This is a genomic window from Paenibacillus swuensis, assembly GCF_001644605.1.
Lineage (GTDB): Bacteria > Bacillota > Bacilli > Paenibacillales > DY6 > Paenibacillus_N > Paenibacillus_N swuensis.
This window is the reverse complement of sequence record NZ_CP011388.1, coordinates 4,688,386-4,702,694: the sequence shown is the minus strand read 5'-3', so window position 1 is coordinate 4,702,694 and position 14,309 is coordinate 4,688,386. Positions and strand designations below refer to the sequence as shown.

The 14,309-nt window shown below is 47.9% G+C and carries 7 protein-coding genes; 1 reads left to right on the top strand and 6 read right to left on the bottom strand.

The features are described 5' to 3' along the window. The first annotated feature begins 410 nt into the window (after nucleotides 1-410). Nucleotides 411-7,310 (top strand): alpha-amylase family glycosyl hydrolase, encoded by a 6,900-nt coding sequence (locus tag SY83_RS21220; RefSeq protein ID WP_197479918.1) that lies wholly within the window; start codon nucleotides 411-413, stop codon nucleotides 7,308-7,310. A 95-nt stretch (nucleotides 7,311-7,405) separates the two neighbouring features. Here the strand turns inward: SY83_RS21220 and SY83_RS21215 are convergent, their stop codons facing one another. The 6 genes from SY83_RS21215 to trhO all read right to left on the bottom strand — a co-directional run bounded on the left by SY83_RS21215 (nucleotide 7,406) and on the right by trhO (nucleotide 14,231). Continuing rightward, nucleotides 7,406-8,254 carry a carbohydrate ABC transporter permease gene (locus tag SY83_RS21215; protein WP_068610172.1) on the bottom strand — a complete coding sequence of 283 codons (849 nt, stop codon included), beginning with the start codon at nucleotides 8,252-8,254 and terminating at the stop codon, nucleotides 7,406-7,408. Next, nucleotides 8,244-9,188, bottom strand: coding sequence for a carbohydrate ABC transporter permease (locus tag SY83_RS21210; RefSeq protein WP_068610171.1), 945 nt, complete (start codon nucleotides 9,186-9,188; stop codon nucleotides 8,244-8,246). The genes SY83_RS21215 and SY83_RS21210 overlap by 11 nt, the downstream gene beginning before the upstream one ends. A gap of 57 nt (nucleotides 9,189-9,245) precedes the next feature. Further along, complete coding sequence (locus SY83_RS21205; RefSeq protein ID WP_068610169.1) at nucleotides 9,246-10,556, bottom strand: ABC transporter substrate-binding protein; 1,311 nt, start codon at nucleotides 10,554-10,556, stop codon at nucleotides 9,246-9,248. A 119-nt stretch (nucleotides 10,557-10,675) separates the two neighbouring features. Further along, nucleotides 10,676-11,419, bottom strand: coding sequence for a response regulator transcription factor (locus SY83_RS21200; protein ID WP_068610167.1), 744 nt, complete (start codon nucleotides 11,417-11,419; stop codon nucleotides 10,676-10,678). After that, a complete protein-coding gene (locus SY83_RS21195; protein ID WP_068610165.1) occupies nucleotides 11,413-13,173 on the bottom strand; it encodes a cache domain-containing sensor histidine kinase in 1,761 nt (586 codons plus the stop codon). Before SY83_RS21195 ends, SY83_RS21200 begins: the two co-directional genes overlap by 7 nt. Before the next feature lie 152 nt (nucleotides 13,174-13,325). Continuing rightward, entirely contained in the window at nucleotides 13,326-14,231 is a 906-nt protein-coding gene (trhO, locus tag SY83_RS21190) for an oxygen-dependent tRNA uridine(34) hydroxylase TrhO (protein WP_068610164.1), read from the bottom strand. Nucleotides 14,232-14,309: the final 78 nt, after the last annotated feature.

Sequence of the window (14,309 nt, the reverse complement as noted above, 5' to 3'; positions counted from 1 at the left end):
TTATATTTTATAATGATGAATTATGGAACGTCCTTTTACCAGCTTATAAACTAGGTAAAAGGGCGTTTTTTATGCTTATCATGCAAACGTTTGCATGATAAATGAGTGAATAACGCAGATTGAGGAAGGTATTGCTAGAAAAGTTGGATTTTTGCGGTGGAAACGGCATTTGCATAATTTAGCCATTTGGCATTATGATGGATTTATCAATTAAGTAACCGCTTTCAATTATTTTGTATACTTGTGTCGTACAACTGATGATTTACAGGTTACTATGTCGTTTTATGCAATCGTTTGCACGAAATCATGTAGGTAATATCTGATTTTGAAACAACCATTTTGAAAGGGGAATATGAATGCACACAAGGATGGGAACAAGCAGGAGACGAATGGCGGCTTTTCTTTCGGTTATGATGATAGTCCAGATTTGTTTAACTTTGCTATTGCCGACTTCGGTTGAGGCCGGTTCGCCGCTTGCTGCAACGTCGGTAACGGAGGATCAGCGCATATCATTTCAACTGCCAGAGGTTACTGTGAAAGCCCAAGGAAGTTTCGGTTCCAGTCAAGAGTACGTCATGACCGACGGAGACGGGGACGGTGTGTTATCCGCAGAAATCACGGGATTATCCCCGAACGAGCAGTATACATATCGCTTCCTGTTTAACGGAACCGCTATGTCAGACGATACGCTAACCGCGCGATCCGATGAGAATGGCAAAGTTGTTCTGCATAGTTCTCCCCAGTATGTTGTGAAAGGATCTTTTGACAACTGGTCGACAGAACATGAGCTAACCCGAACCAGCGTCACGGAGTCCACATACAACTACACGACAACCCCGCTTCCGGCAGCGGATTATGAATATAAGTATGTCGCCAGAGAGGAGGGGAAATATGAAGTTTATTTCTTCGACCCGACCAACCCGGCTACAGCCAACAATAATTCAGTGATTACAGTACCTTCTGCCGGCGGGGAGGTCGCTCCCACAGCGGATGTGTTTGCGGATCAGCCCGGGGGAAAGACCAAGTGGGTTATTGCAGGCTCCTGGCAAGGCTGGAATAATGCTTCTGCCCAAACGCAAATGAGTCACTTGACCGGTGACTATTATGCGTACTCTGAAGTACTCCCCGCGGGTAAGCACGAGTTCAAAATTGTTCGTTCCGGCACCTGGGAGGGATACTCCAACAATGGAGATAACTATGAGTTCACATTAACAAAACCAGGAAAAGTGAACTTGTATGTGAATGAAGCAACCAACCAGGTACGCACGAACGTGGAAGGGGTTGCGGGAATCCCTAAATTCCTATCCTCCATAAGTGAGGATAAGCATCCTCGAATAGTGGGTTCGGTTCAGAAGGTGTTTGGGGAAGCGGAGTGGTCTCCTGCGCAGGCGAATCAATATTTCGTCGATTACCACTTTGACGGCACCTTGTACAAACTACAACGGACACTGCCCGCGGGATCCTACGAAGCGAAAGTTGTGTTCGGACCCGATTGGTCCGGATATGAGAATTACGGCGCGCGGGATGGAGCTAATCTGAAGGTAAATGTGCTGGATCCGTCAAACGTCACGTTCACCTTGGACTACTCGAAACCTCAAGCAGAACGTCAGTTAGTCCATGATTATATTCCCATGGAGAGTGGCGCCGACGGTCAGATTGATAAAGCGGGCATCACGTTTAACAGCCGGTCGGTAACCTTTAAGAAGCCATTCGGGGCAGTAGCCGAGGAGACTTCGGACGTGACCCTTCGCATCGCGGCCAAACGGGAAGACGTTCAGATCGCCAAAGTAGAGCTGATTGACGGTAAAGGAATGGCTTCGACTTATGAGATGAAGAAAGCCGCGACCGTCGGAGAACAGGATTACTTTGAAGTCATCATTCCCAAGACGGTTTTCCAGGGCATCGGAATCTGGGGGTACAAATTTATTCTGGTTGACGGTGCCAGCAAGTTGGAATACGGAGATGACGGTTTGAGCGGCGGGACGGGAGTTGCCTCGGAGGAAGGGGCTATTCCGTTCAATCTGACGGTGTACAAGAAGGATTTCAAGACTCCGGATTGGATGAAGAACGCTGTCGTTTATCAGATTTTTCCTGACCGTTTCTTTGACGGTTCCCAAGGAAATAATCGCGCGAAAACGGTGGACGGCTACCGCGGGACGTTGAAACCGGAGGGTGCGAATCTCACGGAAAAAGGCGGGCATCCGCTGCAATATATGGACGGGGGTGTACCGAACGAACCTGCACCTTCCCAAGTGTGGGGAACTTGGTCCGATTTTCCGGAATTACCTGACCGTTCTTTGCCCGAAAACAAACCGTATTATCCGGACGCGCAAACGGACGGTGTGTGGACCAATGAGTTTTACGGGGGAGATATTCAAGGGGTTCAGCAGAAAATTAAATATTTGCAATCCATCGGGGTGACGGTCATCTATTTCAATCCGCTGGCATGGGCCGCGTCGAACCATAAATATGATGCGACCGACTACAAACATCTGGATCCGATGTTCGGCGAGCCTATTTACAACGTTTCCGGGGACCCCACTTCAGGATTAAATTATGAGGAGACACGCAAGGCTTCCGATCAGGTGTTTACGGATTTCGCAAAGGCTGCTCGGGCTGCCGGTATCCGTATTATTGTGGACGGCGTGTTTAATCATGTGGGCGATGACTCCATTTATTTTGACCGTTATGAGAAATATCCGGAAATCGGGGCTTATGAATATTGGTCCAAAGTATGGGATGAAGTAAATGCGGGAGCGACTCAAGCACAGGCTGAGCAAGAGGTGCGTAATGCTTTTACGAGCAAGACAAACACAGCCACTGGCAAGCCGTATCAATACCCGGAGGACTTTAATTTCACCAAGTGGTTTACTGTAGAGAATGTAAAGGTGGACGACCGGGACAAGACAGGTAAGATTTATAAATACGAGGCTTGGTGGGGCTATGATTCGCTGCCGGCAATCGATGCCAAAGCGCCTCAAGAAGGTGACGCGGATGCGCTTGAGGGGTTGCATGAGTACAACAATCCGGATTACAGGGAACAAGTCATCGGATTAAATTTGGACGGGATGACGGCGGAAGAAGCGGACCGGTCTATGCAAAATGCGACTTCCCAGCGTTGGAATTGGCTGGGTGCGCGGGGCTGGAGACTGGACGTCGCGCCGGACGTATCACAGGGAACTTGGCAGAAATTCCGGGAATCCGTGAAATCAACGGCCGGCAAACTAGATGCCAACGGTCAAGCGATCGATGATCCGATTATATTAGGTGAAGAGTGGGGCGTGGCTACCCATTATCTGCTTGGTGATCAATTTGATTCGGTCATGAATTACCAATTCCGGGGCGCGATGCAGAATTTCATTATCAACGGGAACGCCGCGGAGTTCCACGAAGCCTTGGAGCGTATTCGTGAAAATTATCCGGATGAGGCTTGGAAGGCTATGTTGAACCTGGTCGACTCTCATGACACAACGCGTTCCATTACGAAGTATGAGCATCCGGATTGGGAGGAAGAGAAGCTCTCCATCCCTGGGGAGGCGTCGGATCGGGCCCTGGAGGATCAAGCGTTGACGGCTATTTTCCAGATGTCTTATCCTGGTGCCCCGACGGTGTACTACGGGGATGAAGTAGGTTTGACGGGTACGAAAGATCCCGATTCACGCAGAACCTTTCCATGGGAGCGTGTTGAATCGTCCGCGGATCAATACGCAGGGGCAGGCCGTTATGCCGAGCTTTTCCGGGCCTATCAGTCGGCAGCATCTGTTCGTAATGAGAACGAGGTGTTCAGAACAGGTGACTTGCAAGTCGCATACGCCGAAGGCGATGTGATCGCCTATGCCCGCAAAAATGAAAGTAAGGCAGGGCTGACTGTCATCAATCGTTCGTCTTCGGAAGTTACATTCGATGCTAACGTTGCCGGATTTTTACCGGATGGTCTGACCCTGATCGATCAGTTGTACGGAAGTGTTCAAGGCGTTGTGACCGCGGGCAAAATAAACATTACCGTACCTGCAAGATCCGGTCTCATGATGATTTCGGAGCAAGCGTTATCCATGGTAGAGCCTGTCGCCGGATTGCAAGCTAATGGTGATAACTCTAAGGTTCATCTGACATGGAACCCGGTTGTTGGAAGCGAACGTTATAATATATATCGGGCGCCCATGGAAGGAGGCGCTGTGGAGAAGATCGCAACCCTTACGGAAACAAGCTATACAGACAATGCTGTAGTAAACGGAAACAAATACTATTATGCTGTGACCGCTCAAATCGGAACAGGAGAGGGTTTATGGACCGATATGGTTTCAGCTACGCCTTCTTTTGCCATTCAGCATGTGGAAATCAGTACGCCGGCAGAGGAGATGACAATCGGTCTCGGCAAGAAAACCTCTGAGATTGCGGTTACGGTGGATGTACCGGGTCTTACGGATGATAGTGCACTTGCTGGGAAAGAGGCAAGCAGACTCCTAGCCACAATTCGTTACTACTTGGAGGGAACCGAGCCGAGCCTAGCTTTTGAAACGAAGTTACGGTATAAAGCGGATACGAACGACGGTAAGAAGATTTATACAGCTTCATTCGAACCTACAGTCGCTGGCGTTTACCGTTATTTTGCTAAGGTGTCCACAGATAACGGGGATACTTTCAGGAACTCTGATGAACAATCGGTAACTACATTAGCGGACCTAACGGATGTTACAGCACCACCCGAACCGGTGTTGAATGCCATTGAAGTGGAATCCAACCGTGTGCAGCTGCAGTGGGTCGCAGGTGTTGGTGAAGCTTCAGGGTTCGAAATTTACAGGAAAGCAGCTTCTGGAGTGTCGGCGTATTCCAAAGTGGCCACTGTTGCATCCGGCGTCGCGTCGTATGTGGACTTTTCCGTTAGCAATGATACGTCTTATATTTACAAGATTGCTGCCTTCGACCAGAGTTACAACAGAGCGGAATCAGGTGAACAATCGGTAACACCGAAGCTTGTCCTGGTGGATGTAAACATTCGTTTGCATATTCCGGAGTACACGCCGACCACGAGCAACATCTATCTGGCGGGTACTGTTAACGGTTGGAACGCTTCCGGTTGGAAACTGACGGTTCCAAGCGGTGCGACGGATCGCCGGGTGGTCGAGTACTCGTTCAAGATGATGGCTGGCAAAACGATGGAATACAAGTTCACACGAGGCAGCTGGAATACAGAAGCTTTCTCCAGCCATACCCGTGTACCTAATGATACCCAGGATTATGGTAACTGGGCTTACAGCTCAACCGATACGAATATGAAATTAACCATCGCCAATCAAGGCGGTAACAAGATGATCGTGAATGATTACGTATTACGTTGGGTGGATATGCCTTTAATGGTTACACTCCCCCGTACCTCGTATAATGAAAACATCGAGTATACGACAGATGAAGAGCATTTTACGTTGAAAGCCAAAGTGCCTTATGGCGTGAATTTTACGCTGAACGGACAACCGATTCCCGCGGAAGCCATGGATGCTTATGGTAATGTGTTGATCGAGAGGATTCCGCTATCCGTTGGGTTGAACAAATTCGTTGCGCATATTGAACCGTCCGCGGAAACCCTGAATCTGCCGTGGTATACGGATAAAGGGCGCGCGGGGCAGGCAACCAAGACGATGGAACTGATGATTACCCGCACAGGGGAAGATACAGGAGGAACGGAAGTAGCGGTTACCGGAGTTGTGTTAAATGTGGAGGAATTAAAGCTATCTGTAAATGATGCGCCTTATTCCTTAATCGCGAACATTCTGCCGAACAATGCAACGAATAAGGAATTAAGTTGGATCTCAAGCAACCCCGATGTGGCAACGGTCAGTGAAATCGGCGTTGTGACTCCGATTCGTCCGGGGCATGCAGAGATTACTGTAATTACTAATGATGGGTTGAAGACAGCAAAAGTGAAAGTGAATGTAAACTCAGCCGGAGGCCAAGGAAATGGCCAAGGCGAGGGTCAAGGTAACGGCCAAGGAAACGGCCAAGGCGAGGGTCAAGGCAATGGTCAAGGAAATGGCCAAGGCGAGGGTCAAAGTAACGGCCAAGGTAACGGCCATGGCGAGGGTCAGGGTAATAGCCAAGGTAATGGCCAAGGTAATGGCAACGGCAACGGGCAAGGTAGTGGTAATAACGGTGGACACAGCAACAATGTAGAAGAATGGACAGACTCGAAGTCATCCAAACTGAATCTGAATCAAATTCTCAAAGCTGTTGGAGAAAGCTCTCATGCTGAGAATGTTACAATCAAAGTTGGAGATGACATTCACAACGTGTTGCTCCCAACTAACGCATTAGATTTATTTAAAGATAAGGGACTTCAGATCAACAACAGTAATGTACAAGTGGAAGTTCCTTCGGAAGTTCTGAAGCAGCTCATGCTCACTGCGGCAAATCATACTGCTGGCATGCAGGTTCTCTTGCAGATGCAGCCCCTGGATGTGCAAGCAAGAGAAGATCGACTACACGCTGCGGAGGCCCAAGTAAAGGCAACATGGAAAGCTGGATCTGAAGTGTATCAATTCCGTCTGTCGGTTGTCGGAGCGGACGGTAAGGAAATCAGTTCCCTAAATACGTTCACGAAGCCGATGGTCATCCAATTTAAAGTGAAAGAAAATGTAAATCGCAAGCGAATTGGAATTTATCATCTTGCTGAAGATGGGAAGCTGGAATGGATCGGCGGACAGTTGAATTCGGAAGGCATGATATCGGCGGAGATTCGTCATTTCTCGGAGTACGCGGTGCTGGAAATGAACAGAACATTTGGAGATGTGGCAAGCAAGCATTGGGCATTCCATAGTATTCAAGATTTAGCGGCCCGGCACATGGTCTTCGGAACAACAACTGATGTTTATGAGCCGAATCGGATAGTGACCCGCGCGGAGTTGGCGGCATTATTGGTCCGCGCCTTGAACTTGAAGGAATCGGCCGAGGCTAGCGGCTATAACGATGTGTCTGCGAACGAATGGTATGCCAAAGCGGTAGCGGGCGCATCGAAAGCGGGGCTCATCTATGGAAAAAGCGTTACCGTATTTGCGCCAAATGATCCTGTCACCCGTGAAGAGATGGCCGCAATGCTGGTGCGGGCGTCTGCTATGAAACAAGAGCACACAAAAGTCTCAAGCGCAGAGCTCAACTTCACGGACAGTTCTGAAATAGGCGCTTGGTCCAAGGACGCAGTACAGCAGGCAGTAGGGCTTGGTTTCCTGAAAGGTGTGGGTAACAACAGGTTCGCTCCTCAGGCATTTGCGACGCGAGCGGAATGTGCGCTGATCCTGTCGAAATTGTTAGAATACTAGAAGAATGAATAAGACCGAGAGTTCTGCATATCATATCGCAGATCTGTCGGTCTTTTTTCGTTATATTCATCGTTTATTTTAGTAGTTTAACAGTGTTATTTTAATCCGGTCATAGCCACACCTTCAATAAATTTCTTCTGCGCGATAAAGAATACGAGCAGGAGAGGTACGGTTGCCATCACAGATGCTGCCATGAGCAAATGCCATTGGGTGCCGCTCTGGTCCGTGAATAAAGAGAGAGCGAGAGGCAGCGTGAATAATTTGCTCGAATTCAGGTAAATCAGCGGTTCAAAGAACTCATTCCAACTGTGCAGAAACGTAAAAATACTTAGCGTCGCTAGAGAAGGTTTCGCCAAAGGAAACATAATTCTCCAGTAGGTCGTCCATGGATTGCACCCGTCGATTTCAGCGGCTTCGCTCAAGTCCTTAGGCACCGTGATGAAAAATTGTCTCATCAAGAATACTCCAAAGATGCCGCCCGCCCCCAACATCGGAGGAACGATTAGCGGAAAGTGGGTGTCGACCAGACCAAGCTGCGACATCCAGTTAAACAGCGGAATGGCCGTGACTTCTGTTGGGATCATCATGGAGCTTAAGAGGATCAGGAAGATGGCGTTCTTGAACGGAAAATCCATTTTGGCAAAAGCATACCCCGCAATCGCCGCAAACAGGCATGTCCCGGCCGTAACCAACACCCCAATATAAACGCTGTTAAACAAATACAGATGAAACGGCTGAAAGCGAAACACATCGGCAAAGTTGGACCAACGGATAGGATCCGGCCACCATTGAGGGGGGAACATGAAAATCTTGGTCTCGTCTTTCAGGGAAGTCGTCAGCATCCAAAGAAAAGGGATCATGACAAACAACGAAATCAAAGTCAGAAAGATGTAGCTCGGTCCGTTTTTGAGCAAGAACCCGAGACGTCCGGATTTATTCTTCATAGTGAACCCACCTTTTCTTCATCTGCCATTGCAAGATCGTCAGTAAAAGAATAAAGAAGAATAAGATAAAGGCGATGGCGGACGCGTAACCGAATTCAAACAATTTGAAAGCCTGCTGATAAATGTAATAGACCAGGACGTACGTGCTTGTTCCGGGTCCGCCTCCGGTCATAATATAAATTTGGCCAAAGATTTTCAGTGAACCAATGACCGTAATGATCGTCGTCAGAAATACAGAAGGTGTAATGAGCGGTAAAGTAACGTTAAAGAAGGTACGTACCCGCCCGGCGCCGTCGATCTTGGCCGCTTCATAATAGAGTGCGGGCACATCCTGGAGCGCGGCCAGGAAAATAATCATATTTAAACCGACATTCTTCAGTACACTAATGACGATTACAATGGGCATGACCAAACTCGTGGTGTACATCCAAGGAATGGGATCGAATCCAAACACCTGTAACAATTGATTCATTAACCCGCCGTCCGTAGCAAAAATATATTTCCAGACAATCGCCCAGACTACAATGGAAGTAACGACAGGTGTGAATATTGCGGTGCGGAACAAGCCGATTCCGGGTAGATTCCGTTTCAGAACTAACGCTAAGGATAAGGCCAGCAGTATATTTAGCGGAACCAAACCGGCGGAGAAGTACAACGTGTTTCCGACCGTTTTCCAGAAAACCGGATCCGAGGTTAATGCCCGCTTATAATTATCCAGACCCACGAAAGCAAGCTCCGTAGTAAACGACCAATTCGTAAAACTCATGTAGAAAGCGGTCACGATGGGGAAGAGCAAGAATAGCGTATAACCGATGACCATAGGTGAGATAAAGAGATATGCAAACCACATGTTGCGCCGGGATAAACGACCCCGCTTCTTAACCGGCGGAGCGGGTACGGACACGGAAGGAGCGCTGCCTGCCCAAGATTTCATGTTTCATCAACTCCTTGAATGAAATTCGCCAAGAGTCCTCTTGGCGAATGACGATTATTATTTGGTTAACGGATCAATATGTTCTTCCATACGTTTAAGTACCTGATCTACACTTTCGGTGCGGGTGTAGAGCAAATCAAACATGATCTGCATCTCGGAGTCGATTTTTTGCCAATTCTTATGGGCAGGACTGAACTTAGCGTTTGTCATCTGATCGATTACAGCAAGCTTGATACTTTCCGCTGACGGCTTCGGATCGGATTTCATGAATGCGTCAGAGTTCAATACAGCGGTACGGGAAGGAACGAAATATTTAGCGGTTGTGCTCATGTTTTCCTGGTTGGATATGAATTTCAGGAATGCCAGTGCTTCTTCGGCATGCTTCGTGCCTTCGAAGACGGAGTACCCTGCAAGTCCAAGGGATGTAACGGTTCCTTTAGGACCGGACGGCATAGGTGCGATATCCCATTCGAAATCCTGAATGGCCCTTGCTTTGGTCACATTACTGTAGCGGTCCTGGAACATCGCAAGCTTCCCGGATTCGAACGTCGTCTGATCCCCCGGCTTCACATGGGATTCGTCCTTGAACATCAAATCATCGAACAACTGCAAGGCTTGTAAGCCTTCAGGTGTGTTCATCGCGAAACGGTTACCTTCTTCATTAAACAGATCGGCACCATGGGACCAGACCAACGGAACAATGGCATCGGACCAGTTCTTGGATTCACGGAACAGTTTAGCGCCATAGACTCCTTTGGAAGGATCCGTAAGCTCTTTGGCCGCTTTAGAGAATTCTTCGTAAGTCCACTTGCCTTCTTTGTATAATTCGGTCGGCGTCTTCAATCCCTTGGCTTGGAACAGCGATTTGTTGTAGAAAATCATAGCCGGCGGTGTAGAGAACGGAATTCCGTACAGTTTACCTTCTTGATCAAATAACTCATAGGATACGGGATTGAAATCATTGAAGTTATACTCCGCGTCGGATTTCACTTCCGAGATATCGATAATCTGATTAGCCGAGATAAACTGGGGGATCATCCGTTCCGCTACCCAGCCAAGATCAGGAGCCGTCTTGGAGGCGGACATAATAGATAATTTCTGCTGGTAATCGGTGAGCGGAATACTCATGATTTCCACAGAAACATTAGGATGTGTTTCCTTGAACGTTTCCGCCATACCCTGATACATCTCGGCATGGGTTTCGTTGCCCCAGATGCTGAACTTCAATTTTACTTCTTTGGCGGTGTTGCCGTTAGCGGACGGATTGGCATTCGTCTTGGCAACGTTGGTGTTGTTGCCGGATGAACAGCCTACAACGGAAGTAAGCATTAACGTCAGTGCCAAACTAGTGATCCATGCTTTTTTCATGCTCGATTCCCCTTTATCTTTTTGGTATTGGAAAGCGCTTTCGTCCTTAATTATAGGGGAACTTCGAGGTTTGAATAAACCATGCATAAGTCAGAAAAGGTTTCCATTCTCCATATATTTTACTTAAAATCCCGATATTCGGAGGGAGTCATTCCGGTTTGCTGTTTAAACACAACCATGAAATGCTTGGGATTATTGTAGCCGCACATCCCCGCGATTTCATATACCTTTAAGTGGGTATCCCTTATGAGTTTCTTGGCTTTCTCCATTCGGCATGCCTCCACATAATCGGAGAAATTCGTACCTGTCTCGGATTTGAACAAGACCGAGAGATACTTCGGATTGAGGAAAACTTGATCGGCTACGGAACGTAAGGTTATCTCCTCAGCCAGTTTTTGTTGAATCATCGCTTTGACTTCTTTAATGATCTTCCGTTCATGACCCAGGCCCTGATTTTCCTCAGATGCGGAGGAGGGGACGGGCAGTTGCGATGTTCTTTCCTTCTTGTAATTCATCAGAAACTGGGTGAGTTCAATATGGTTGACGGGCTTCAACAAATAATCGGCAACACCGTACCGAAGCGCGAGCCTGGCATATTGAAAATCACCGTAGCCGCTAATAATCAGAACACGCAGATTCAAACCGGTTTCCCGAATTTCTTTAATCATCTCGAGTCCGCTCATGCCTTCCATTCGAATGTCGCTGATCAGCAAATCCGCAGAGATCCCGCCTCGAATCTGATTTAAAGCAGATGCTCCGTCGCTCGCTTCGGCCGTGACTTTATAACCTTCGACACATTCCACCACCTTGCGAATCCCTTCCCTGATTTTCATTTCATCCTCTACAATCATGACCTCTAACATACGTTTTCCTCCCAGACAAAGGGCAGGTGAAGAGTAAATCTGCTTCCCCGCGTCCTATTGTGACTTACTTTGACTCCGTATTGTGTTCCGTACAAAATCTGAATTCGTTGATGCACATTGCGTAAAGCATAGCCTTTACGCTGATCCCCGTAGCGTTCCTGTTCGGTTCGAATCCACCGCTCGGAATACATCAGATCCTCCAACTTCTGTATAATCTCTTCGGGGATGCCGATCCCGTCATCTTCCACGTCAATGAATAATCCTTCATCCAGCACCTGTGCTGATACGATTAGCTCGATGGAACCGTGTTCGGGAAGACCGTGTTCTATGACATTTTCAACGAATGGTTGGAGGATCAGTTTAGGTACGACGCACTTTTCCAGTGATGAATCCACGTTCATCTGAAAGCGAAGCCGGGCTCCAAGCCGTTGACTTTGGATGTCCACATAAGACTCTACAAACTCCAATTCATCGCGCATCCGAACCGTTCTTACTTCCCGGTCCACGGTATAACGCAGCATGTTGCCAAGGGAATGAATCACTTCAGAGAGCTCGTAGTGGTTACGGCCGAGGGCCATCATATTCATCGTTTCTAACGTGTTATACATGAAATGAGGATTCATCTGACTTTGCAAGGCGGAGAGTTCGGCATCCCGCTCGCGAAGTTTAGTCTCGAATACTTCTCGTACGAGCCGCTGTACCTCATCCAACATTTTATTAAAGGCCGCTGATAACTGACCGATTTCATCATCGTTCTGTATGGTGGATCTGACTTCCAATGAACCTCGTTGTACTTTTCGCATCGTAAATAACAGGTATTTAATCGGTTTGACCAGCCTGTCCGCCATGACAACCGAAAGAATATACGCCAGAATCAGGGCAACGAGTGAAATAAGAGCAGTATACGCTGTCAATTCGCGCGCGCCGGACCGAAGTTCGATAACCGGACTTAACCCTGCGACCGTAATCCCGGTTTCCCCGGAAGTAACGGAAGAGATTACATAGTGTTCTTTCCCGTACCGCACTGTCTCATCTGTGCCGGAGAAATCAGGCAGCGCGGTCCCTTGGGCGGTCAGAGGATATAAGAGCCGGTTATTCCCGTCCAGAATAAAAATATGATTGGAGGGCCTGTAATTCATAACGGATATCATCTCTTTAAATCCGTCCGTTTTTAAATCCACCTTTATCATACCCAGATGGCGCTTTGTGTTGGGATCCCGAATTAATCGGGCTAAAGATACCACTTCTTGAGCGGGGGCGTCGTAATAATAGCCGGTCTTGTGCGGAGGGAGAATCACCAGCGCGCCTTCAGCCGCCATAACGGATTTGACCCATATCTCTTCTTCAGGTGACCATCGCGGCTCCACGGTGTGATTCAGATTCGTAAATAAACTCCCGTCGTTCGCGAACATCGTGATACTTCTGATCTCGGGCCGGTCGATGGTCAGCGCGGAGATAAACAGGTTCATGATCCCGGATTCCTCAGCAGAGATGTAAGGAGCGGGACCCGGCTTGCGGTCATGTCGATAAAGCGTTTGCATAACTTGGTTGTTGTAGAACGGAAGTACCGTTAAACGATCAATATCATGAACATAACGATCCAGGTTCAACCTCATCTGGTCCACAATCTGATGCGTAAATACTTTGGTTTTCCCTTCCACATCGCCGATGTATTTCCGATAAGTCAACATACCGCTCAAAGCAAACGGCAAAGTGACAACCATCAGCAGGATCAGTATAAATTTAGTGCGCAAGGAGGGACTTCCCCTAAATACAGATGCCAACGCCATCACATTCCTTTCACGGAGGATTGGATTCCATAGTACTTGATGGAGAGGAATTCTGTCTACGCAGAAAAAAAGAAGCTGTACGATGAAGATCGCACAGCTTCCCGAATCCTATGAACCTAACCTTGTGTAATACGTTGCATTTCGTGCTCTTGGCATTCCGGGGAACAGAAGCCTTCATGCGATTCCGCGCACTCTTCACAGACGATGTGCTGACGGTGACAAGTGTCATCGCCGCAATTGATGTAATGATCGGCAGGCTTGTGGCAATGGTAGCACTTACCTACGACAATGTCCTCATCCGTGCGGTTGATCGGCACGGAAATGCGCTCGTCGAACACATAGCATTTGCCGTCGAACAACCGGCCTTTCACTTCCTCGTCTTTGCCGTATGTGACAATGCCGCCGTCAAGCTGGTATACATCTTTAAAGCCTTCGTTCAACAGGACGCCTGTCAGCTTCTCACAACGTATTCCGCCCGTGCAATAGGTTAGAACGGTCTTATCCTTGAAGTCATCCATATGTTCTCTGATCCATTGAGGGAACTCTTTAAAAGTCTCAACATCCGGTCGAATGGCATTGCGGAAATGACCAAGATCATATTCATAATCATTCCGGCCATCCAGCACAATGACATCATCCCTCAGCAGATAATCATGAAATTCTTTAGGCTTTAACCGGTGTCCGCTGAGCGCGTTAGGATCCAGCGGTTCTTCATAACGCAACGTGACAAGTTCTTTCTTGTAGCGAACGAATATTTTCTGGAACGCATGGCCTTCCGACGGATCCACTTTAAATACCATATCGGCAAACAGGGGATTGGCATGCATGTCCCGCATATATTGCTCTGTCTGCTCAAGAGTTCCCGAAACCGTGCCGTTGATGCCCTCGTCGGCAATCAGGATGCGGCCCTTCAGCTGTAATTCCTTGCAGAAGGCGAGATGATCCGCGGCATATTGTTCAGCATCGGGAATGTTGACAAATTTATAATAAAGCAGAATTTGATAGTTGCTTTGCTCGGTCATAGTGCATACTTCCTTCCTAAATAAGTACAATTCTATAATTTTAAATTCCCCGGACCCTTTTGTCAACCGAAGTGAAGT